Source organism: Massilia eurypsychrophila (assembly GCF_002760655.1).
GTDB lineage: Bacteria > Pseudomonadota > Gammaproteobacteria > Burkholderiales > Burkholderiaceae_D > JAFCUW01.
Window position 1 is genome coordinate 42,647 of the sequence record NZ_PDOC01000024.1, and the last position, 22,416, is coordinate 65,062.

Annotated in this window: 14 protein-coding genes, 2 tRNA genes and 1 pseudogene; 9 read left to right on the forward strand and 8 right to left on the reverse strand. The window is 63.1% G+C overall.

Translation table 11 applies throughout. The annotated features are described in order from the left end of the window. Nucleotides 1-383: 383 nt before the first annotated feature. The 3 genes from CR105_RS23610 to ligD all read right to left on the reverse strand — a co-directional run bounded on the left by CR105_RS23610 (nucleotide 384) and on the right by ligD (nucleotide 7,608). Nucleotides 384-3,230 carry a type VI secretion system Vgr family protein gene (locus CR105_RS23610; RefSeq protein ID WP_099792818.1) on the reverse strand — a complete coding sequence of 949 codons (2,847 nt, stop codon included), beginning with the start codon at nucleotides 3,228-3,230 and terminating at the stop codon, nucleotides 384-386. 93 nt (nucleotides 3,231-3,323) lie between these two features. Then, nucleotides 3,324-4,997, reverse strand: coding sequence for an L-lactate permease (locus tag CR105_RS23615; protein WP_180288296.1), 1,674 nt, complete (start codon nucleotides 4,995-4,997; stop codon nucleotides 3,324-3,326). Nucleotides 4,998-5,082: 85 nt separating this feature from the next. After that, on the reverse strand, nucleotides 5,083-7,608 hold the full coding sequence (gene ligD / locus CR105_RS23620) for a DNA ligase D (protein WP_099792822.1): 2,526 nt from the start codon (nucleotides 7,606-7,608) through the stop codon (nucleotides 5,083-5,085). A gap of 165 nt (nucleotides 7,609-7,773) precedes the next feature. On the opposite strand from ligD, the gene CR105_RS23625 reads away from it, so the two are divergent. Continuing rightward, on the forward strand, nucleotides 7,774-8,721 hold the full coding sequence (locus CR105_RS23625; protein WP_099792824.1) for a D-2-hydroxyacid dehydrogenase: 948 nt from the start codon (nucleotides 7,774-7,776) through the stop codon (nucleotides 8,719-8,721). 26 nt (nucleotides 8,722-8,747) lie between these two features. Here CR105_RS23625 and CR105_RS23630 read toward each other — a convergent pair whose 3' ends face one another. Beyond that, nucleotides 8,748-9,893 carry an alpha-hydroxy acid oxidase gene (locus tag CR105_RS23630; RefSeq protein WP_099792826.1) on the reverse strand — a complete coding sequence of 382 codons (1,146 nt, stop codon included), beginning with the start codon at nucleotides 9,891-9,893 and terminating at the stop codon, nucleotides 8,748-8,750. A gap of 265 nt (nucleotides 9,894-10,158) precedes the next feature. On the opposite strand from CR105_RS23630, the gene CR105_RS23635 reads away from it, so the two are divergent. The 3 genes from CR105_RS23635 to CR105_RS23645 all read left to right on the forward strand — a co-directional run bounded on the left by CR105_RS23635 (nucleotide 10,159) and on the right by CR105_RS23645 (nucleotide 11,361). After that, nucleotides 10,159-10,235: transfer RNA gene (locus CR105_RS23635), tRNA-Arg, on the forward strand. 116 nt (nucleotides 10,236-10,351) lie between these two features. Beyond that, nucleotides 10,352-10,428, forward strand: a tRNA-Arg gene (locus CR105_RS23640). Between the two features lie 405 nt (nucleotides 10,429-10,833). Then, nucleotides 10,834-11,361: an FxDxF family PEP-CTERM protein gene (locus CR105_RS23645; protein WP_229414093.1), complete on the forward strand. Its 528-nt coding sequence runs from the start codon at nucleotides 10,834-10,836 to the stop codon at nucleotides 11,359-11,361. 140 nt (nucleotides 11,362-11,501) lie between these two features. Here CR105_RS23645 and CR105_RS23650 read toward each other — a convergent pair whose 3' ends face one another. Both CR105_RS23650 and CR105_RS23655 read right to left on the reverse strand, forming a co-directional pair. After that, nucleotides 11,502-13,400 carry a sensor histidine kinase, YfiR-like protein-associated gene (locus CR105_RS23650; protein ID WP_099792830.1) on the reverse strand — a complete coding sequence of 633 codons (1,899 nt, stop codon included), beginning with the start codon at nucleotides 13,398-13,400 and terminating at the stop codon, nucleotides 11,502-11,504. Further along, nucleotides 13,397-13,963 carry a TOL_0243 family YfiR-like periplasmic protein gene (locus tag CR105_RS23655; RefSeq protein ID WP_180288292.1) on the reverse strand — a complete coding sequence of 189 codons (567 nt, stop codon included), beginning with the start codon at nucleotides 13,961-13,963 and terminating at the stop codon, nucleotides 13,397-13,399. The genes CR105_RS23650 and CR105_RS23655 overlap by 4 nt, the downstream gene beginning before the upstream one ends. A gap of 421 nt (nucleotides 13,964-14,384) precedes the next feature. Here CR105_RS23655 and CR105_RS23660 point away from each other — a divergent pair, with 421 nt between their 5' ends. Next, the gene (locus tag CR105_RS23660; protein WP_099792834.1) at nucleotides 14,385-14,915 is read left to right on the forward strand and encodes a serine hydrolase domain-containing protein; all 531 of its coding nucleotides are present in this window, start codon (nucleotides 14,385-14,387) and stop codon (nucleotides 14,913-14,915) included. Between the two features lie 10 nt (nucleotides 14,916-14,925). Here CR105_RS23660 and CR105_RS23665 read toward each other — a convergent pair whose 3' ends face one another. After that, a complete protein-coding gene (locus tag CR105_RS23665; RefSeq protein ID WP_229414094.1) occupies nucleotides 14,926-15,228 on the reverse strand; it encodes a hypothetical protein in 303 nt (100 codons plus the stop codon). Nucleotides 15,229-15,771: 543 nt separating this feature from the next. Between CR105_RS23665 and CR105_RS23675 the strand changes: the two are divergent. Beyond that, a pseudogene (locus tag CR105_RS23675) lies at nucleotides 15,772-16,533 on the forward strand (reverse transcriptase domain-containing protein); the annotation flags it as partial. 232 nt (nucleotides 16,534-16,765) lie between these two features. Here CR105_RS23675 and CR105_RS23680 read toward each other — a convergent pair. Beyond that, the gene (locus tag CR105_RS23680; RefSeq protein ID WP_131021765.1) at nucleotides 16,766-17,281 is read right to left on the reverse strand and encodes a GNAT family N-acetyltransferase; all 516 of its coding nucleotides are present in this window, start codon (nucleotides 17,279-17,281) and stop codon (nucleotides 16,766-16,768) included. A 154-nt stretch (nucleotides 17,282-17,435) separates the two neighbouring features. On the opposite strand from CR105_RS23680, the gene CR105_RS23685 reads away from it, so the two are divergent. The 3 genes from CR105_RS23685 to CR105_RS23695 all read left to right on the forward strand — a co-directional run bounded on the left by CR105_RS23685 (nucleotide 17,436) and on the right by CR105_RS23695 (nucleotide 22,160). Further along, nucleotides 17,436-18,272, forward strand: coding sequence for a response regulator (locus tag CR105_RS23685; protein WP_099792838.1), 837 nt, complete (start codon nucleotides 17,436-17,438; stop codon nucleotides 18,270-18,272). A 161-nt stretch (nucleotides 18,273-18,433) separates the two neighbouring features. After that, on the forward strand, nucleotides 18,434-20,965 hold the full coding sequence (locus tag CR105_RS23690; RefSeq protein ID WP_180288295.1) for a hybrid sensor histidine kinase/response regulator: 2,532 nt from the start codon (nucleotides 18,434-18,436) through the stop codon (nucleotides 20,963-20,965). A 205-nt stretch (nucleotides 20,966-21,170) separates the two neighbouring features. Beyond that, nucleotides 21,171-22,160 (forward strand): GGDEF domain-containing response regulator, encoded by a 990-nt coding sequence (locus CR105_RS23695; RefSeq protein WP_099792840.1) that lies wholly within the window; start codon nucleotides 21,171-21,173, stop codon nucleotides 22,158-22,160. Nucleotides 22,161-22,416: the final 256 nt, after the last annotated feature.

Below are 22,416 nucleotides of genomic sequence, written 5' to 3' on the forward strand. Positions count from 1 at the left end.
GCTAACCAGCGCAAGGTGTCGACCAAATGAACCACGTCGCTGCAAGCGTCCAATACCGCTACAGATGGAAAGCCAGACGACCTCTCAAGTACGCAACCCAGAAATTCGGTCGGGCTGTATGCACATGACAGTCGTATCAGATGCGGGGCAAGTTTTCCATAAGAAGAGAACTCTGTGCCAGCAAGCACATTGACGATTCCATTTGGGCGCACATCCTTTAGTAGCCCACTAAGTATTGGTTCGCCGAGGACTGCACGGTCAACCAACACCCACTTCTCGTAGTTCGCACAAGGCTGAGGTGTTCCAAGCCAACCGACTAGTTCGGATTTGACGCATGACTGGGGTCGATCCTGCATGTAATTCACCATGGCCGCCTTTCTCAATCATTTTGGGATTGCAAATGGAATTCCCGACTTAACTGCGACCAACAGGCATTCAACGCAGATCGATTTTGGCAAAAGCGGCATTGAATAGTTGAACTTTGTTTGATTGCCGAATTTTTTCATACCCGCATGAACTGTAATCTTGCCAGGGCACTGCACCGTGATATTGCCGCCGTCGATGGTGATGTTGGCGCCGCCGGCGGTGGACAGGCTGATGCTCTTTGCGGCGGCCCAGTCCATGTGGGCGTTGGCGCTGATGACATTGATATCGTCGCGAGCTTGCACTTTGAGTTCGTCTGCCTGCGCTTGGTAGTCGATCGCGCCCTTGCCGGCGATGAGTTGTAGGCCGACGTCGCCTTCGCCGGCTTTTACGGCGCCCGCGAGCACGCCAATGGCTTGGCCGCTGTGGACGCGCATCTGGCCGCCGGCGGTGAACTCGGTGTCGGCTCCGCTAGCAATCGTCACGGTTTCGCCGGTGGACAGCTGGACATCCTGGCCGGCTACAACGCCGAGACCTGCTTTCGCAGCGATGCCAATCATCGGCGCACCGGCGTGAGGCACCTTGCCGGCGCCGGCGTCGACATTTTTCGATCCCGCGTCGGAGCGCGCCTCGTCAATGCTATTTTTGCTGAGCATTCCTGCTGATGCCGTCCACAACGCCTTCAGCGGCGCTGCTTCGTCGTCGATTGCGCTGGTTCCTGCCTTGGTCGCGCCGAGGTGGCCTGCGAGGCCGACCGTCTCGTGGGTCTTGGCGGCTGCGCTAAAACTTTCGGCAAGTTTTATCGCCTGCTTCAGCAGCGCGTTGCCGGATGCGTTCTCGCCTGCAGCTTCGCGAACCGCGGAAGAATGGCTGATCTTGTAGCTCGATATCAGCAAGCCGGCGCCGGCACGTAAAGCGCCGTAGGCATCCGTCCGCAACTCGGCGCCACTACCGCGGATGCTGCCGCGATAGTTGTCGGCGGTGTGGATCAGGTGGCCAAGGTTGAGCTCGGTTGCCGCATGCGTAGTCTTGAGCTGAATACGGCCCTGTCCGTCAGTATCGTCGAACAGCAACTGGTTATAGCCACGACCGCCAAACTCCTTGCTGCGCACGCCCCACTGAGCCGAGTTGTTGCGATGCCCTGCGCTGCCGGCCGATGCGCCGTGCCATACCGGGCTGTTGCCACCGGCGAGGTTGACCTGTCCCGATGGCATTTGATCGTGGGCGCGTTCGAAGGCAGCGCTGCTGCTTTCACGGTCCGATACGCCGCGGGGGGTCGGCATCACACCACCCTCGCCTCGCCCGTTGTACAGTGCGCCGACTATCACAGGGCGGTCGATGTCGCCTTCGATGAACTTGACCAGCACTTCCTGGCCGATGCGCGGCAGAAATTGGCTGCCCATGCCGGCGCCGGCGGAACGTTGGCCGACGCGCACCCAGCAGGCCGCATCGCTTTCCTGCCAGTGAAAACGGATTCGCACGCGGCCGAGCCGGTCGCAGTAGATTTCATCGGCGCCATTCGGCTCGTCCGACCCATCCGGTCCCACAACGATTGCGGTCTGGCTGCCGTTGGCAGTCGGAGCAACCCTCAGCTCCATCTTCGGGCGCCATGGCCGCTCGAGGGGAATCGCCTCGAAGCAGTTGGCATAACCGCTCTTCTGCGCCTGCTCTACTGCCCGGTCAAATTCGGCGAGGGGAATTCCCTTGATAGACTCTTCAAGCAGCTCCGGCAGCGCCCCAAACAATTCGGTCAATCCATTTTTGGCAGTGACCGGCAGATTGTTCACACCAACGCTTGCTACCCGCGTCAGCACAAACTCAGGCGCGTCATAGCGATATTTTTTCATCGGGATGTCCGTGATGCATATGCGCGTGCCTGGCCGCAAGGTACGCACGGTCGACCTTCCCTGCCAAATGAAGCCACGCGCCTCATACGCTTCCATCTTCAGCCCGGCATAGCGGCGAGCCTGGCGCGCGTCGGCGTAGGCGTACTGTCCGGGCGCATCGAAACTTTCGACGGCCTGAGCATTTTTTCCGCCGATCGGATACTTGGTCGACACGCTGACCGACACAGTCTGCTTAGCCTTGTAGTCGTAGCTGAGCACCTTCACCACAGCAACGCCGAGTTTGCGAAACGCCTGCAGGTACTGAATGCTGTCGCTATTTTCGACCGCGCTGGCGGCGTGGTATCGGATGCCGCCACCTGCTTCGCTGCTGACGTCATCCGGCGCCGCGCTCAGCTGACTGCTGTCGGCGAACAACACCATTCGGCTGCCGTCATCGTGCTCCTCGAAGCGCCAGCCTAGTCCTTCTTCAGTCAGCAGCCTGGTGACGAAGTCGAGGTCGGATTCGCGGTACTGGCAGCAATAGCTGCGGGCGACAGCGTCGCTCATGAACAGGTTGACATCGCCGCTCCACACCCATTGCGCATACGGCTGATACTGCTCGAACACCGAATCGATGATCTCGATCACGGTCTTGTCTTGCCAGGCGCGGCTGCTGCGCGCCTGGCTCAGCAACCAGATCCACGGCGACAGGCGCAGCCGGTAGCGCGCCAGGCCGCCGTCGCTGCCGAGCGAAGCAATCTTGCTAACGAAGCCGCTAAAGCTGGCGCGCGTGCCGTTGGCCAAGCTGATCTCGAGGCATGTTTCCTGCCCCAGCAGCGAAGCTTGCGCAATCTTTGACCGGGTCGACAGCGCAATGACGTCAATGCCGCCAACGCCCAGCAGCTGTTCGTCGGCGGCGAATGCGTCGACGAGCAGACTGGCGCCCTTGCGCTCATCCTTGAATTTCAGCTCATAGAGCCGTGTGTGGCTGCTGAATTCGGACAGCGCACTCAGCACTTCACGGGCAAGCGAGGAACTCATAAGCAGACGGCGCCTTTCGACAAAATTGACAACGGGCAGGAGATTCCTATCGGAAAATACTAAGCCCGTGCCTTTGCCGCTGCTTGATATTGATCAACCTCCGACGACCATCAGGGTGAACGGGTACACGTATGCCTGCAGCGATACCACGCCGCCGACCAGCATCGCGAGCACGACCGAGTGGAAGAACACGTAGCGCAGGATGTCGCCCTCGTGGCCGCTCCACTTGGTCGCGGTGGCCGCCACGACGATCGACTGGGCGTCGATCATCTTGCCCATCACGCCTCCGGAGCTGTTGGCCGACGCCATCAGGATCGGCGACAGGCCGAGCTGTTCGGCGGTAGTCTTCTGCAGGCTGCCGAACAGCACGTTGGCGGCCGTGTCGGACCCGGTCAGGGCGACGCCGAGCCAGCCGAGCATGGTGCCGAACAGCGTGTAGAACGCACCGGTCAGCGCGAACGCCAGGCCGAGCGTCGCATCCAGGCCCGAGTACCGCGTCAGATAACCGACCGCAAACATCGCGCAGATTGTCATTAGCGAGAAACGCACCAGCTTGATGGTCTCCCAGTATTCCTTGACTAGCTGGCGGACCGAATAGCCCATCAAGAACCCTGCCAGGATGGCGGAAACAATAATGCCGGTGCCGGCCATGGAGAGAACGTTGAAGTTGTAGACGGCCGCTTCCAGCACAGGCTCCTTGACCACAGGCGGCATCTTCATGATCATCGTGTCGAGACCGGGGATGGGATACCTATAAGACCAGATGGCGTCGAGCAGCTTCTTGAACCAGGGCGTGCCCCAGATAAATACCAGGATCGACAGCAGCGCCCACGGCATCCACGCCTTGACGACAGAAATCCTGGCGCCGGTCGCGTCGTGGGTCGGCACTTCGTCATGGACGACGTCTTTCAATGAGTCGTCATGGTAGTTCGCGAAGGCGACTGTGCGCCAGACCTGCTTCGGCTGCCACACTTTCAGGAACAACACCAGCGATCCCATCGAGATGATCGAGGCGATTACATCGACCAGCCATGGGCCGTGGTAGTTGGAGACGACGAATTGCGGGATCGCGAACGAGACGCCGGTCACCAGGATGGCCGGCCATATCTCGGCCATGCCGCGTCTGCCGGCGAACGCCCAGATCAGCCAGAACGGCACCAGCAGCGAAAAGAACGGCAACTGGCGGCCGATCATCGAGGACAGGTCGTGCAGGTCGAGTCCGGTAACGGCCGACAGCGCGATGACCGGCGCGCCGAGCGCGCCATACGCTACTGGCGCGGTGTTGGCGATAAGGGCCAGGCCGGATGCGGCCAGCGGCGAAAAGCCGAGTCCAATCAGGATGGCGCCGGTGACGGCCACCGGCGTACCGAAGCCGGCCGCGCCTTCGAAGAATGCGCCGAAGCAGAAGGCGACCAGCAGTAGTTGAAGCCGCCTGTCTTCGGTGATGCCGCTGATGCTGTTTTGCAGTACCTTGAAGTAGCCGTTCAGCGTTGTCAGACGGTGCAGGAAGATGATGTTGAGGACGATCCAGCCGATCGGGAACAAACCGGCAGCGATGCCGTAGCCGGCCGCCTTGACCGCCATGTCGGCCGGCATGCCAAAAATGCTGACGGCGATGCCGATGCCGATCAGCAGCGCGAGCCCGGCCGCATAGTGCGCGCGCATGTGGAAAAATGCCAGCGCCGCCAGCAGCACGGCGACCGGAATGCCCGCCGCGATGGTCGACAGCGCGAAGTTTTGCAAGGGATCGTACACATGCTGCCAGATCATGATTGCCTCCGAATTTATACGGTGAGCGCTCTACCCCATCTGACTTCGAGTGTAGTCCCGGTTGCGGAACAACGTTGATTCGTTACCCCGGCGTAAACCCCAGCTTCTTCATCGCCGCGGTCAGGCTGCGCGCACTTTTCGCATACGCCGCCCACGGCTCGTTTCCCTTGTCCAGGCGCGTGTGCGCGGTCTGCACATTCCAGTGGTCGCCGCCCTTGATCGACGGCAGTTCTTCCCAGCTGATCGGCACCGAAATGCCCAGGCCAGGACGCACGCGCGCCGACCACGCGGCCGCCGTGGTGGCGCCGCGGCCATTGCGCAGATAGTCGATGAAGATCTTGCCGACGCGGTTGCGCGGGCCGCTCTTGAAGGCAAACCGGTCCGGCAAGGTCATCGCCATGTGGCTGACCACCTGCTGCGAAAAATCCTTGACCGTATCCCAGTCGTACGCCGGCTTGATCGGCACCACCACGTGCAGGCCCTTGCCGCCGCTGGTCTTGACGAACGACGTCAGCCCGAGTTCGTCGAGAAAGGCCTTCATCAGTGCAGCCGCTTCCTGGATCGTCTTCCAGTCGACGCCCTCGCCCGGGTCCAGGTCGAAGATGACGCGATTCGGCGTTTCATAGGCCTTGCCGACCGCGTTCTGGCTGTGAAACTCCACCACGTTCCACTGCGCCGCGGACAGGATGCCGTTGACGGTGGCCACCTCCAGCATCGGCGGATGGTCGGGATCGAGCGCCTTGTCCATCTGCTTCATGCCGGGCAGCTTGCCGATATCGGCGTGCTTCTGGAAAAACAGCTCACCACCGACGCCGGCCGGCGCGCGCACCAGCGACAGCGGGCGCCCCTTCAGGTGCTCGATCATCAGCGGGCCGACCAGCGCGTAGTAGCGCACCAGGTCGAGCTTGGTGGCGCCGCTCTGGGCGTCGATCACCCGCTCCGGATTGGTGACCTTCAGGCTGGCAGGCAGCTTGCCCTCGGGCGCGACGGGTTCGGTTTGCTTGTCCACGACTTCCTCCACTTGTTTGGCCGTTTCGCGCGTGATGACCCTGGCCGGCTTGTCGTCGCGCAGTCCCTGGAAGACGGCATGCCTGACCGAGCCGGAGCTGGTCCACTCTGCAAAGCTGACCTCGGCGATCAGCTTCGGCTTGACCCAGTGGTGCTTGCGTCCGGCCACCGCTTTCGGTGGAAACGGGCTCTCGTCGGTGTCGAGCTTGCTCAGTTTGGCCTTCAGGTCGCGCAGGCTCACTTCGTTAAAGCCGGTGCCGACGTTGCCTGCATACTGCAGCACGCCATCCTTGTCGTAGGTGCCGAGCAGCAGCGCGCCGATGCCGGTGCGCGAGCCTTGCGGATCGGTGTAGCCGGCGATGACGAATTCCTGCCGCTGCCCGCACTTGAGCTTGATCCAGTCCGGCGAGCGGCGCTGCACGTAGCGCGAGTCACGCCGCTTGCCGATGACGCCTTCAAGTCCCATCTTGCAGGCGGCCGCGACCAGCTCGCCCGGATCGCTGCCAAATTCGTCGCTGAAGCGCACCACGTTCGAGTCCGACTTGTCGAGCACTGCCTGGAGCGCGGCGCGGCGCTCCACCAGCGGCACCTCGCGCATGTCGTAGCCATTCAGGTATGGGGCGTCGAACAGGAAGAACACGATCGGCGCCGTGTTGGAGCCGTCGAACGCGAGCTGCAGCATGCCGAAGTTGGGGCGCCCGTCACCGTCGTGGACGACAATCTCGCCGTCATACCAGCCGTCCGGCAGCTTCATTTTCAGCAGTTCTTTTTGCAGCGGGACGAGCTTGGCGGTCCAGTCCTTGCCGTTGCGCGAAATCAGCGCGACGCTCTTGCCCTGCACCCGCGCCAGCATGCGGTAGCCGTCGAACTTGATCTCGAACACCCAGTCTTCCGGCGTGGATGGCGGCTTGTCGACCAGCGTGGCAAGTTCGGGCGCGAATTCGTCGGGCAGCTCCGCCTTCACGGCGCCGGCCGGCGCCTTGCCGCGGGCGACTTTTGCCTTCGGCGCCGCGGCCTCGACCGGCACCGCTTTCTTCTTCGGAGCCTTGGGCGCCTTCAGCGTCTTGACGCTGTCGGGCATTTCGTCGACCACCGAGAACTCGCTGGCGGGCCGCGCGAAGTCGTCCTTTTCCTTGATCAGCAGCCACGGCTCCTGCTTCTCGCCCTTGCCCTTCATGCGGATCAGCGCCCACTTGCCGTGCATTTTGTGGCCGTGCATCTCGAACTTGAGGTTGCCCGCTTCGTAGCCCGTGTGCGGATCGCCCTGCGGCTGCCAGGTGCCCTTGTCCCAGATGATGACCTTTCCGGCGCCGTACTGCTTTTCGGGGATGGTGCCTTCGAAACTGGAATACGAGATCGGATGGTCTTCGACATGCACCGCCATCCGCTTGTCCTTGGTGTCGTAGCTGGGGCCCTTCGGCACGGCCCAGCTTTTCATGGTGCCGTCGAGCTCCAGGCGAAAGTCGTAATGGAGCCGGCTGGCCCAATGCTTCTGGATGACGAACGTGAGGCCGTCGAGGCCCGCCTCGCCGCCTTCGGCCGGTTCGGAGGTGATCGAGAAATTGCGCTTTTCCTTGTAGGCTTTGAGTGCGTCTGGCATTGGAGTACCCCTGCGTTCAATATACTGACGAGTCTATGGGGAGGGCCGCGCGGCGACTGTTCGCCACCTAACCGTGTGCGGGGAAGCGACGGCTGCCTGAAAGCGCAATGTGGGTTATGCTCGGATGAACCGCCGTGTTTTTACTCAATCTTCATAAGGACCGCCATGCAGAAAATCGTCTTCCTCGACCGCGACAGTTTGCTTGCCAACGTGCGCCCGCCCGCCTTCGAGCATGCGTGGCGCGACTATCCGGCCACGCAGCCTGGCGACGTGGTCGAGCGGCTGGCCGGCGCCACCATCGCCATCACCAACAAGGTGCCGGTGCGCGCGGCCGATATTGCCCGGCTGCCTGACTTGAAGATGATTGCTGTGGCGGCGACCGGGACCGACAACGTCGACCTGGCGGCCTGCCGCGAGCGCGGCATCGTCGTGTCGAACATTCGCAACTATTCGGTGGTGGCGGTGCCGGAGCACGTCTTTACCATGATCCTGGCGCTGCGCCGCAACCTGCGCGCCTACTGCGCCGATGTCGACGCCGGCCTGTGGCAGAAGTCGAGCACGTTCTGCCTGTTCAACCATCCGATTGGCGACCTGGCCGGCAGCAAGCTGGGCATCGTCGGCTACGGTGCGCTCGGGCACAAGGTGGCGCAGCTGGGACGCGCCTTCGGCATGCAAGTGTGCGTGGCCTCGCGCTCGCCGGTGCAGGACGCCGAAGTGACGAACATGGCGCTGGAAGAATTGCTGCGCACCTGCGACGTGATCAGCCTGCACCTGCCGCTGAACGAGCAGACGCGCAACATGATCGGCGCGCGCGAGCTGGCGATGATGAAGCCGACCGCGCTGCTGATCAACACGGCGCGCGGCGGGCTGGTCGATGAGGCGGCGCTGGCGCAGGCGCTCAAGGATGGCGTGATCGGCGGCGCCGGCTTCGATGTGCTGAGCAAGGAGCCGCCGGCGGCGGACAATCCGCTGCTCGGCGTGCATCAGCCGAACTTTATCCTGACGCCGCACGTGGCGTGGGCCAGCGCGGGGGCGATGCAGACGCTGGCCGATATGCTGGTCGATAATGTCGAGGCGTTCGTGACGGGCCAGCCGCTGAATGTCGTCGTGTAGACCTTTAAGACGTCATCCCCGCATTACTAGAACGTGCCTGGCAGCAAGATGTTCTTGTCGACATGGTTGACGTCGCGCAGGCCGCAGAACGCCATCGTCAGATCGAGCTCGTTGCGGATGATGTCGAGGCACTTGGTGACGCCCGCTTCCCCGCCGGCGCCCAGGCCATACAGGAACGGGCGGCCGATATAGACGCCCTTGGCGCCCAGCGCCAGCGCGCGGATCACGTCCTGGCCGGAGCGGATGCCGCCATCCATGTGCACTTCGATGCGGTCGCCGACCGCCTCGACGATCGCCGACAGCGCGCCGATGCTCGACTGCGCGCCATCGAGCTGGCGGCCGCCATGGTTGGACACGATCAGCGCGTCGGCGCCGCTGTCGGCAGCGAGCCTGGCGTCCTCGACGTCCATGATGCCCTTGATGATCAGCTTGCCGCCCCAGCGCTGCTTGACCCACGCCACGTCGTCCCACGACATGGCAGGATCGAACTGCTGCGACGTCCACGACGACAGCGACGACATGTCGGACACGGCGCTGGCGTGGCCGACGATGTTGCCGAAGCTGCGGCGCCTGGTGCCGAGCATCTCCATGCACCAGGCCGGCTTGGTCATCAGGTTGGCGATGTTCGCCAGAGTCATCTTCGGCGGCGCCGTCATGCCGTTGCGGATATCCTTGTGGCGCTGCCCCAGCACCTGCAGGTCGAGCGTGAGCACCAGCGCCGAGCATTTGGCGGCGCGGGCGCGCTCGATCAGGCGCTCGATGAACGGGCGGTCCTTCATCACATACAGCTGGAACCAGAACGGCTTGGTGGTGTTGGCGGCGACGTCCTCGATCGAGCAGATCGACATCGTCGACAGCGTGAACGGCACGCCGAATTTTTCGGCGGCGCGCGCGGCGAGGATCTCGCCGTCGGCGTGCTGCATGCCGGTCAGCCCGGTTGGCGCCAGCGCCACCGGCATCGACACTTCCTGGCCGACCATCGTGCTGCGCAAGCTGCGGTTTTCCAGGTTGACGGCGACGCGCTGGCGAAACTTGATCTTGCCGAAGTCATCGGTGTTGGCACGGTAGGTCGATTCGGTCCATGAGCCGGCATCGGCATAATCGTAGAACATGCGCGGCACCCGCTTTTTTGCCAGCACGCGCAAGTCTTCGATCGTGGTGATGATGGTCATGGAACGTCCTTATGATGAATGAGACATCTAATCTAACAGATGCGCTGCCTGGCGAAAAATCTTTCGGCCGCCCGGTGGCGCCCTTTCAACGGCCTCTGGACAAACCGGCGCGCTGCCCCTACAATGCTGCTTCTTCGGAGGGCAAGTCCTCCGGTACCGATGCAAAGGAGCGCGTCGGAACTCCAGGCAGCAATGTTTTAGCTTGCGGAAACGGTAAATTTTACTCTTCCGGAAACAAAACGAAACTGCTAGAATGCTTGCTTTCGCGGCTGTAGCTCAGTTGGATAGAGTACTTGGCTACGAACCAAGGGGTCGTGGGTTCAATTCCTGCCAGCCGCACCAGAATATGAGGGACCAGTTCGAAAGAGCTGGTCCCTTTTTTCGTTTCCGACCGCATCGTTACTTTCTAACTATACGTCTTGGCGATTTCTTCAACCCCTGCTATAATTTTGTTTTTCGCGGCTGTAGCTCAGTTGGATAGAGTACTTGGCTACGAACCAAGGGGTCGTGGGTTCAATTCCTGCCAGCCGCACCACAATTCGTAAGATGAATGGCCCAAAGAGAAATCTTTGGGCCATTTTTCTTTGCGCCGCCGGATTGCCGGCATCCCCTCCCTATCTCATCAATTGTCAACTCTGCAGAGGAATCAGACTTCTCTGCGCGTAGGACTGACCTGACGCTTGCGCGGCAACCCAGCGACTTTTTAAACCGCGGCAACGGAAAAAGACCCGTCTCTCCTATGACGAGTTAAGTCAGCGTCTAGGTCACGCGCAACCAATTACCCTCGCGACTTGTTTGACAATCTGACGCGCGCGCCACACCGACAGGCGCTTTCGAAAACGCGCTTTGATACAGTGATCTCACCCCCCGATCCTTGATAACCATGGCTGCATGTCGCGGCTGTTTCTTGCGAGGTAACAAAATGAAAAACTCGAAATCCATGATCGCTGCATTAGTGTTGGCAACCGCTTCGCTCGGTTCGGGCGCGGCGTACGCCCAACAGGACATCTCCACCCCGCCCCAGGCGCTGAACCTGGTGGGGACCAGCGCATTCTTTGGCGATTCCTTCGACATTGACCAGGCGAACGACACCTTCTCCGATCAGTTCTCGTTCTCGGTGACGGGCGAGCTGCCGTCCAATCTCGATGCGATCGTCTCGTCGATCTCCCGCTCGGCAGCGGTCGGCCTGGACATCACAGGCCTGTCGCTGTACAGCGGAGCCGGCGCCCAGCTGGCCACCGGCACGTCAATGTCGACCGGTGCGATCGACGTCTGGACCGTGCGGGCCGACAACCTGGGGGTAGGCAGCTATTACCTTCAGGTTAGCGGCACGATGGTGTCGGACACCTCCGGCGCCTTCGGCGGCGCGGTCATGCTGCAGCCTGTGCCTGAGCCGGCAACCTATGGCATGATGCTGGCAGGTCTGGGCATGGTCGGCTTCATGGCACGCCGCCGTTCGCCGAAGTAAAGCGACAACGTCACGTCCGGGATCTGACCCCACCGAGACTCGGCGTCCCATCAGAGCCCGGTTTTGCCGTCGGCGACCAAGCTGAAGATAAAAAAACGGAAGCGGCGACGCTTCCGTTTTTGTTTTTGCCACCAGTGCCGTTACGTGCGCAGCTTCTTGACGCTGGTGCGGTTCGACAGGATTTCCTCGATCTGCTCGAAGCGCACCGGCTTGACCATGTGGTGGTCGAACCCGGCCTCGAAGGCGAGCTGGCGATCCTTCTCCTGGCCCCAGCCGGTCACGGCGATGAGCAAGGTCATCGGACCGCACGACAGGCGGCGAATGCCGCGCGCCAGGTCGTAGCCGGACATCTGCGGCAGGCCAATGTCGAGGAAGGCGAAGTCGGGACAGAAGCGCGCCGCCGCCGTCAAGGCATCCGGGCCGTTGTGGGTGATCACCACGCTGTGTCCCATCGCCGAGAGCAGCGCGCCGATGCTGTTGACGAAGTCGACGTTGTCGTCGGCCAGCAGGATGCGGTAGGTCTCCGAGCTGATGAAGGCGGCCGGCATCGTCTTGGTCGGCAGTTCCGGCTCGACGACGATCGGCAGGCGTACCGTAAATTCGCTGCCGCGGCCAATCCCTTCGCTCTTCGCTTCGATGGTGCCGTGATGCAGTTCGACCAGCCGGCGCGCCAGCGACAGGCCGACGCCGAGGCCCGCATTGGTGCGCTCCAGGGTCGAATCGACCTGGACGAACATCTCGAACACGTTGGCCAGCATGTCGGGCGCGATGCCGATGCCGTTGTCGGACACGCAGACGATCAAGTTCTTGTCCTCGACGCGGGCGCTCAAGGTCACGCGCCCGCCGCGGTTGGTGTACTTGGCCGCGTTATTGAGCAGGTTCGACAGGATCTGCGCCAGCCGGGTGGCGTCGCCATTCAGGAACACCGGCCGGTCCGGCAAGTCGATGACGAGGTCGTGGCCATGCAGCTCGACGTACGAGCGGACCACTTCGAGGGCGTCGTTGACGACCGCCTTCAGTTCGACGCGGCCGGTCTTGATGGCAAACTTGCCGGTATTGATGCGCGAGACGTCGAGCAGGTCGTCGACCAGGCGGACCATCTGGCGCAGCTGGCGTTCCATGATGTCGGTGGCGCGCTGGGTGGCCTGGGCGTCGCCGCTGCGCAGGCGCAGGATGTCGAGGCCGGTGCGGATCGGTGCCAGCGGATTGCGCAACTCGTGGGCCAGGGTCGCCAGGAATTCGTCCTTGCGACGGTCGGCCACCAGCAGCGCCTGCTCGGCGCGGTGGCGCACCTGCATCTCGTGCTCCAGGGTCAGGTTCGCTTCCTGCAAGGCGTGCGAGCGCCTGCCGATCTCGGCCAGCATGTCGTTAAAGGCCGCCACCAGCACGCCGATTTCGCCGCTGTTGTTGCCCGGCACCCGCAACGTGAAGTCGCGCCGCTGCATCACTTCGCGCGCGACGTTGGTGACCGCCAGCAGCGGGCGCGTGATGCTCTCCTGCAGCCGTGACGCCACCAGCGCGGCGATCACCAGCGCGCCGAGCATCACCGCCCCGAGGATGGTGGCGTAATTGATCAGGCGCTCGACCAGCCCGTAGCGCGAGCGCAGGTAGACGGTGCCGAGCAGCTCGCCATTCTCGACGATGTTGTGCACCACCACCAGCTCGCCCTGCTCGATGCGGTAGCCTGGCTTGCCCGGCTTGGCCGGAAAGCTCAGGTTGGCCGACGACTGCTGGGCGTAAGAGGCGAAACGGGTGCCGGCGGCCGAGTAGATCGCGCCCGACAGGATTTGCGGGCGCACCCGCAGCACGGCCAGGTTCTGCTGCGCCGTCTTGGCGTCGTTGAATGCCAGTGCCGGCGCCGTCACGCTGGCCATGATGTCGGCCTGGGTGGTCAGGTCGTCGACCCAGTATTGCTGGAACGTGCGCAGGTCGTACAGCAGCATGGCGATCGAGGCGAGCAACATGGCCACGAAGGTGGTCGACACCGCCATGATGATGAGTTTGCTGCGGACCGATCCGGTATCGTGCGTCGGCATCATGGTGCTCCTTTGCTGACGTGGTTGGCGACCGAAAGCAGGCGCGAACTGAGTTTAATGTTGTTTTTGTCGGCCGCATCGAGCGACACATCGAAGCGCACGCGCTCCTCGACAACCCTGAAGTTGATGATGGAACCGGCCTGCAGGCCGTTGCCGCATTCGGTGACGACCAAGGTCGGCGCGCGCGCCTGGCGCAGAACGCCGGCGACGCGGGCGCAATCGGCGCCGGCGACGAACAGCAGGTGCACGCCCGGATTGTCGCCATCGAGGAACTGCTTGACGACGATAGCCCGGCTATTGATGGCGCGGCCGGCAACGATGCGTGCCAGCTCGGCGGCCATGTCTTCCGCGCCGATCACACCGATCACGACCGGCGAAGCGGCGTCGCCAAAAGCACTGGCGGGAAACTCGGTGTAACCGAGAAACTTGTAAATGAAGGCAGCCTTGACGCTGCGCTCGAGCTCGACGCCGGCAGGCTGCGCCAGCACCGGCGCGCCTGACATGGCCAGCGCGGCCAGCACGGCGGCCAGCACGCCACGCAGCACGGAGCGAAACGGCGCGCTCAAAACCGCATCGCCATGTTGAACAGCACCGCGTGCTCGACAACCAAGGCAAGAGAAAGCAGCAGCGGTGGCAGTGATGGTTTCAGCATGGTTGCTATCGTAGAACATTTTCAGTGACGCATAAAGGAGCGCACGCCAGACCAGTGGCAAACGACCCTTTTTTTGTGCAACTTAAGTACGGAAAACCGGCGCTCCAGTGGCGCGCGGCGGTGTAATAATAGCTTGCCCTACAGACATACGGCAGCTTATTTGGAAACATCATGCATCGTGCCACGATTATCCTTGCCAGCGCCCTGCTTCTGTGCATCTGTGCTGCGGCCCGGCCCACCTTCCGCGCACCGGACGGCAATACGCGCAGTTTCGCCGCCGTCGACGCCGACATCGCGCGCCTGATGGCCGCCACCGCCGTGCCCGGGCTGGCGCTGTGCATTATCGCGCCGCCGGCGAGGTCATCGCCCACCAGAAACGCAGCCGGGCGCGCGCGGCGGGCTCGATGGACACCACGCTGGCCGACTATGCGGCGTTTTTTGCCGGCGTGCTGCGCTGTGACGGCTTGTCCGCCGCCAGCCACACGGCGATGCTGTCAACGCAGCTGGCGATCGTCTCGCCGCGCCAGTTTCCATCGCACTGGCCGGGCGAGACCGATGCGAACCGCGCCATTGCGCTGTCGGCCGGGCTGGGCTGGCCGGTATTCGAGGGACCGATGGGCAGGACGTTCTTCAAGGAGGGCAGCGACGACGGCACCAACAACGTGGCGTTCGGCCTGGTGCGCCAGCGCAGCGGGGTTGTCATGCTGAGCGACAGCTCAAATGGCTCACGGATGTTTTATCCGGCGCTCGACGCGCTGCTGGGAAACACCTGCGTGCCGTGGTTCTGGATGGGCTATGCGCCGTACGACCGGCCCGAGCTGGCGTCCAATGGCGTGGCGCCGGCGGTAACGCCAGGCTGCAGGTAAAGCGGACTATTCAGGAAAAGCCGAATTCGGCGGCCGCCTTGGCCGCCCATAGCGCTTCCTTGTAGCTATTGTAAGGCCGGTCGTACCCGTTGACAGTGCCGTCGGCGAGCAAAAAATGATTCCACCAGCCGTCGGGCGCTGTGACGATGGCGATGTCGCCGGGCGCGCAGTGCGCGGCAATCTCCTCGCCGGCTTCGAGCAAGACGATATTGACTTTCCTGTGGATGACTACTGTTGCCATGAACACCAACTTGGTTAACACCGTCGACTGCGGCGTGCGGTAGGCATGATACACAAAGCCCAGCCAGCCCAACTATTACTGAATCGCATAACTGTCATCACAACAATAAATTAGCCAAATTTTTTGCAATGCAGCATGATGCATCTGTCTCCTCTATTCTCCTCCAAGAAAATAGATTTAGCCCGCTGCTTGCAGCGGGCTTTTTTTTGCGTGCGCCCAGCATGGGCGCACTCCTGCGGGTGAAAGTCCCGTCGCGAGCTGACCACAGTGAGCGAAGTGAAGCGCAACTGCATGAGGGTGACCGAGTGTGGGAAGTAAGCGTGGAGCGTAAATCACGAGCCGATGTACAAGAACTGCATAGAAGGCGCTACCAATCAGGGCGAGCGGGCGCAAAACCGCGAAGCTCTTGTGGTCAAGGAGAAGTGGCGTAGATGCGGCGGTTGTGTGATGAAGGAGTGCGGCCCTTACCTGGGGACGCCCCGCCTTATGCCTGAAAGGGCGACGATGAAAAAAAAATCGGAGCGGGGTCTCAGCAGAGGTCATAGTAGTTAGCGGTAGCGCCGGGAAGGCTCGACCCCGCCGACGAAGGACCGAACGAGTAGGAGTGAATCCGATATGTCGATGCAGAAAGCACAGCGTCAGATGCCTGCTAACGCGGGGCGGGAGGCCGAAGGGCAAGGTGAAGCCTTGTCTGACACTTTCAGCGACGAAGCGTTCTGCCCGCGACATGCAACCGGAAGCACAGGGTCAGTGCTGCTGCAAGCGGCGTTGACGACAGAGAACCTGCGGCGGGCGTTCAAGCGTGTGCGAGCCAACAAGGGAGCAGCTGGCGTGGATGGACTGGATATCGATCAGACCTCGCGACATCTGGCAACCGCGTGGCCGTTCATTCGAGAACAACTGTTGGCAGGGACGTATCGGCCCAGACCGGTACGTCGGGTGACGATCCCGAAATCCGACGGTGGCGAGCGCGAGCTTGGCATCCCGACGGTGACAGATCGCCTGATCCAGCAAGCACTGCTACAGGTGCTGCAACCGATACTTGACCCCACTTTCAGCGAGCATAGCTATGGCTTTCGGCCGGGCAGGCGTGCGCAAGACGCGGTGTTAGCCGCCCAAGCGTATGTTCAGTCCGGTCTTCGGGTCGTAGTTGACGTGGACCTGTCGAAATTCTTCGATCGGGTCAACCACGACATCCTGATTGACCGCCTACGGAAAGGCGTGGACGATGCCGGAGTGATCTGGCTGGTGCGCGCTTATTTGAACAGCGGCATCATGGCTGGCGGGGTGGTGCAGTCGCGGACCGAAGGAACGCCGCAAGGCGGACCACTTAGTCCACTGCTTGCCAACGTGATGCTCGATGAGGTGGACAAGGAGGCTGCGCCTTTGGTCGCGCGAAGGGTAGCTGCCAACAGCCGCTGTTGGTGGCGCAATAGCGACCGACTGTTGAAGACAGTGATGACCATCGCTTACTTCGACAGACTGGGAGTGCCTCGCCTGTCTTGACCTCAACTACTCGAACCGCCCGGTGCGGACCCGCATGCCGGGTGGTGTGGCAGGGGAACAGCCATCACGGCTGTCCCCTATGCCGATCTGCACGTCGGGATCCTCAATCGTCGCCATTGACCGCCGTGACGAAATCGAACGGCCGCAGGTCGCGCCAATTTGTTGTGTATCCGGCGTCCTCGCCCAAGGGATGGGTCATCGAAAAGGCAACGTCATCCTCGCCATTGACTCGCCAGCCTTCCCGTTCGTAGAAGCGCCTTGCCGCGACATTTATCCGAAACACCCGCAATCGCAAGGTATGTCCCGCCTGTTGGCTCACCGTATTGAGTTGCGCGAGGAGTTTTGCGCCAATTCGCCGCGACCGCGCAACCGGCGTCAGTATGATCATACTCAGGTACACTTCGCGCTCGCCAAGGTCGAGTTGAAGGTAGCCACCAAATTGCGCGTCGATTTCGACGACAAAGGTCGAGGACGCCGAAAATGCTTGCTCGAAGTAAGCGATCTGCCACGCCTGGTCCCAACCCCAGATCGATTCGATATGCCGCTTCATCGCGCTTTCGTACAGGCTCCAGATGGCTGCCCTGTCTTCTTCCATGGCAATTCTGACCGCAATCTTCATATTCTTAGTATTTGTGCAAACAATATTGAGAGTATAGCGACCCGCTGGCGCCGTGTCCGCCTGGCAGTCGCTCGCTTCCGCGCTCGCGATGGCGGCGCTTTGGTGTACGATTGCGCCAATCCATTTCAAAACAACAATTTACTCCAAGGGTCCTATGCTTGAACCTGGCAAATTTTCCGGGCTCGCCGGCAGCGTGGACTGGCAGCGTACCGCGCTCGGCGACGCCGCCGCCTGGCCGCACCCACTGCGGCTGACGCTCGACATCATGTTCAATTCGCCGCTGCCAATGCTGCTGTGCTGGGGCCGCGAGCAGGTGGTGCTGTTCAACGAGGCGTATGTCACGCTGGCAGGACCTGGACATCCGCGCGCTCCGGGCGGCAACGTGCCGGCCATGCTGCCGCCGCCGCTGGCCAGCGCGCGCGGCGCGTTCGACCTGGCGTGGAGCGGCATCGCATCGCAACAGCGCGACGCTCACCTGACGTTCATCGGCGCCGGCGCCGCCCACCAGCGCGAGTGCGACCTGTTCTTTACGCCGATTAGCGGCGCGCAGCAGGAAGTGCTGGGCGTGCTGTGCGCGCTGGCGCCGAGCGCCCCGGCCGCCGCCGCCGCACCGACTACCGCCGGCCTGCGCATCCTGGTGGTCGAAGACAACCTCGATTCGCAATACCTCGTGTGCGAGATGCTCAGCGCATTCGGCCACGACAACGACGGCGTCAGCCACGCCGAAGCGGCGCTGCAAAAGCTTGCCGCCGGCAGCTACAACGTGCTGTTTACCGACGTCAGCCTGCCGGGCATGTCGGGCGTCGACCTGGCGCGCCAGGCCGTGGCCGCCAATTCGCAGCTGCACGTGATCTTCGCATCCGGCTACGGCGACACGCTGCTGCGCCAGCTCGAGTTTCCTTACCGCTCGCTGCAAAAGCCGTACGAGATCGAACAACTGCAAAAGGCACTGGCCGATGTCGCCGCCCAGCTGGCGGCCAAGGCGCCGTAAGGCCAACCGTGTGAATATATCCGGCTCGACTGCGCTAGAATCTGTTGCAGCCTGCTGCATCGCACAGCAGCAGGCAATCACTTTACGATCGCGAATCCTTACATGAAACTCCCACGCACGCCGACCCGCAGTTCCCAGCGTCAACTACGGGATCCATCAAAATGACGATCGACGGCTACGCCAGCGCGGCGACAGCCCCGGCCGCGTTGCTGCAGCAAATGCTGGAGAGTACCGATGACGCATTCTGCGCGGTCGGGCGCGACTGGCGCATCAACTACCTCAACAACCGGGCGCTGGCGCTGATGGCGCAACCTGGCAGCACCCGCGCCGACATCGCCGGCAGCCTGTTGTGGGATGCGTTAAGCGAAGTGCGCCGCAACGATGTCGAACCGTTGCTGCTGCGCGCGCTCAAACAAAGCGCCAGCGCCTGCCACGAGTTTTTCCACGCCCGGCTGCAGCGCTGGTTCGCGCTGCGCGTGTTTGCCTCGGCCAGCGGCCTGACCTGCCAGTTCCAGGACGTCACCGAGCGCAAGAGCGCCGAGGACACCTTGCGCCAGAGCGAGGAAGAACTGCGCGCGCTGGCCAACTCGATCCCACAACTGGCCTGGATGGCGCAGGCCGACGGCGCCATCGTCTGGTTCAACGAGCGCTGGTACGACTACACCGGCACCCGCGCCGAGCAGGTCGAAGGCTGGGGCTGGCAATCGACGCTCGACCCGGACGCGCTGCCGGCCATGCTGCTGCGCTGGAAAGAGTCGATCCGCACCGGCAATCCGTTCGACATGGAATACCCGATCCTCGGCGCCGACGGCCAGTACCGCTGGTTCCTGACCCGGGTCAACGCCGTGCGCGACCGCGCCGGCAACGTCGTGCGCTGGTTTGGCACCAGCACCGACGTCGACCAGGTCAAGCGCGTGCAGCAGGCGCTGCGCGAAGAATCGAACGTGCTCGAACTGCTCAACAGCACCGGCAGCGCGCTGGCCCGCCAGCGCGACCTGCGCTCGCTCCTGCAGACGGTGTCGGACGCGGCCACCGGCATCAGCGGCGCGCGCTACGGCGCCTTTGTCTACAACGGCACCGACCGTGCCGGCGAGCCGTTCACGCTGCACGCGCTGTCGGGCGCGGCGGGCGACGAATTCGCCCGGCTCGGCCAGGCCGGCGCCGGCGTAGCCATCGCGCCGATCCTGCGCGGCGAAGGCGTGGTGCGCTGCGACGACATCGGCATCGACGAACGCTGCCGCGACGCCGTGACTGGATCGGCGCCCTCCTTCGCGCTGCCGCCCGGCCATCCGCCGCTGCGCAGCTACCTGGCCGTGCCGGTGGTGGCGCGCTCGGGAGAAGTGCTCGGCCGCCTGATGTTCGGCCACCCGGAAGCGGCCATCTTCACCGAACGCACCGAGCGCATCGTCGGCGGCATCGCCGCGCAGGCGGCAGTGGCGATCGACAACACGCGCCTGTACGAAGCGGCCCAGCGCGCCGCCGAAGAGCGCAAGGACCTGCTCGAGAGCGAACGCCTGGCGCGCGCCGAAGCCGAGCGCACCAGCCAGATGAAGGACGAATTCCTGGCGACGCTGTCGCACGAATTGCGCACGCCGCTGTCGGCCATCCTCGGCTGGGCCCAGGTGCTACGCCGCGGCACGCGCGACACCGCCGACCTGCAGCGCGGCCTGCAAACGATCGAGCGCAACGCGCGCGCCCAGGCCCAGCTGATCGAGGACCTGCTCGACATGAGCCGGATTACATCGGGCAAGGTATTGCTCGACATTCAGACGCTGGCGCCGACCGTGTTCATCGACGCGGCGATCGAAACCGTGCGTCCGGCCGCCGAAGCGAAAAATATCCGGCTCGAAAAAGCGTATGCGCACGACACCGGCCCGATCGCCGGCGACCCGGCGCGCCTGCAACAGGTGATCTGGAACCTGCTGTCGAACGCCATCAAGTTCACCCCGCGCGACGGCCTGGTGCGGATCGACCTGCGCCCGGCCGGCACCAGCGTCGAGATCGCCGTGTGCGACAGCGGCGCCGGCATCGCGCCCGAATTCATCACCCACGTGTTCGAACGCTTCCGCCAGGGCGACGCCTCGACCACGCGCCAGCACGGCGGCCTCGGGCTGGGACTGTCGATCGTCAAGCACCTGATCGAGCAGCACGGCGGCACCGTGCGGGTCGAGAGCGAGGGCGAACAGCGCGGCGCCTGCTTCACGGTGGAACTGCCGAGCGCGACGCCGCAGCTGATGGCGGCGCGGCCCGACCGCGCGCCGTACAGCCCGCCGTCGCCGCTGACGCCGGACATCGAGCTGCGCGACCTGTCGGGCATGAAAGTGCTGGTGGTCGACGACGAGCCCGACGCACGCGACCTGATCAAGCGCATCCTGTCGGACTGCAATGCCAGCGTCACCACGGCCGCCAGCGCGCGCGCCGCGCTCGACGCGTTTCGCGCCGATCCGCCGGACGTGCTGGTGAGCGACCTCGGCATGCCTGGCATGGACGGCTTTGAATTGCTGGCGCACGTGCGGGCGTTCGGCAGCGACGCCGGCGGCGACGTGCCGGCCGTGGCCCTGACCGCGTTCGCACGATCGGAAGACCGGCTGCGCGCCCTGCAGGCGGGCTTTGCGGCGCATATTTCCAAGCCGGTCGAGCCAAGCCAGCTGATCGCGACGGTGGCAAGCATGGCAAGCGCGCCGACGTCGTGAAAGCGTGTTTTGGGGCTCCTACCGGCGCGCGAGCGACTGTCCTACAAGAAACAATCAGAAGTTTGCTACACTATCGGCAGAAAAAGCAGGAGTGATGCCGGATTTTGTATGCATTAGCAGACAGATCGTCCGCTGCAGCCGTACACACCGCCCGGGGCCCCGCCCTTGACCCGGGTTTAGATTTTGCGCTTTGACCGAGACCAGTATGCCGAGCCGAGAAGACATTTTAAACGCGAAGATTTTGGTAGTAGACGATTCGCCCGACAATATCGAGTTGATGGAAGAGATATTGCGCGAAGAAGGCTACACCAGTGTCAGCTCGACCATGCTGCCTGAGCAGGTGTGCCCACTGCACCGCCAGCACAACTACGACCTGATCCTGCTCGACCTGCAGATGCCTGGCCTGAACGGCTTCCAGGTCATGAAAGGCCTGAAAGAAATCGAGCAAGGCGGCTACCTGCCGGTGCTGGCGCTGACCGCCCAGCCAAGCTTCAAGATTGCCGCGCTGGAAGCGGGCGCGCGCGACTTCATCAGTAAGCCGTTCGACCTGCTCGAAGTGCACAAACGCATCCACAACATGCTGGAAGTGCGCCTGCTGTACCGCGAGCTGGCCCAATACAGCCGCGCCCAGCAAGAACTCGCATTGCACGACCCGTTGACCGGGCTGCCGAACCGGCGCCTGCTGGAAGACCGGATCGAGACGACCTTGCAACACGCCAGCCGCAACCATCACAAGGCGGCCATCATGTACCTCGACCTCGATGGCTTCAAGACGATCAACGACACCTACGGGCACGCCTATGGCGACGAAGTGTTGAAAACGGTCGCGCAGCGCCTGCTGGCCTGTTCGCGCAAGGAAGACACCGTGGCGCGCCTCGGTGGCGACGAATTCATGGTGGTGCTTGGCGAAGTGGGCGGCCTGGCGGACGCGCACGGACCGGCCGCCAAGCTGGTCGAGGCGGTCTCCGAGCCGATCTTCGTCAACGACCTGAAGCTGCAGCTGTCGACCAGTATCGGCATCAGCATCTACCCGGACGATGCCGAGACAGTCGACGCCTTGATCAGCATAGCCGACTACGCGCTGTACGAAGCCAAGCGCGGCGGCAAGAACCGCTTCTGCGCGACATCGGCACCGGCGGCGGCCAAGGTGCAGGCGCCGGCCGTCAAGCCGGAACTGGCGACGCCGCGCGGCTGATTTCGCGCCCCCCCCCCCCGGGGTCCAGAGGCGACATCGACCTTCGGCAGATCGGCATAGGGGACGGCCCGAAGGCCGCTCCCCTGCCACACCACCCGGCATGCGGGTCCGCACCGGGCGGTTGGAACGGTTGACGTCATGGCACCGAACCCGGCGCGCCATGCCTGCGTTCATCTGTGTTCAACCCGGTCGATCGAGTTCTTCACTGTCGTGGAAACCATCGGCTTCACCTTGGTCTCCTGTTGACGAGCCCCGT

Excerpts from the sequence above, each read along its gene's own strand:
- CR105_RS23650 (WP_099792830.1), bottom strand. The coding sequence starts at position 13,400 with ATGATGCCGACGCACGATACCGGATCGGTCCGCAGCAAACTCATCATC.
- CR105_RS23610 (WP_099792818.1), bottom strand. The coding sequence starts at position 3,230 with ATGAGTTCCTCGCTTGCCCGTGAAGTGCTGAGTGCGCTGTCCGAATTC.
- CR105_RS23625 (WP_099792824.1), top strand. The coding sequence starts at position 7,774 with ATGCAGAAAATCGTCTTCCTCGACCGCGACAGTTTGCTTGCCAACGTG.
- ligD (WP_099792822.1), bottom strand. The coding sequence starts at position 7,608 with ATGCCAGACGCACTCAAAGCCTACAAGGAAAAGCGCAATTTCTCGATC.
- CR105_RS23685 (WP_099792838.1), top strand. The coding sequence starts at position 17,436 with ATGCTTGAACCTGGCAAATTTTCCGGGCTCGCCGGCAGCGTGGACTGG.
- CR105_RS23690 (WP_180288295.1), top strand. The coding sequence starts at position 18,434 with ATGACGATCGACGGCTACGCCAGCGCGGCGACAGCCCCGGCCGCGTTG.
- CR105_RS23630 (WP_099792826.1), bottom strand. The coding sequence starts at position 9,893 with ATGACCATCATCACCACGATCGAAGACTTGCGCGTGCTGGCAAAAAAG.
- CR105_RS23645 (WP_229414093.1), top strand. The coding sequence starts at position 10,834 with ATGATCGCTGCATTAGTGTTGGCAACCGCTTCGCTCGGTTCGGGCGCG.
- CR105_RS23680 (WP_131021765.1), bottom strand. The coding sequence starts at position 17,281 with ATGAAGATTGCGGTCAGAATTGCCATGGAAGAAGACAGGGCAGCCATC.
- CR105_RS23695 (WP_099792840.1), top strand. The coding sequence starts at position 21,171 with ATGCCGAGCCGAGAAGACATTTTAAACGCGAAGATTTTGGTAGTAGAC.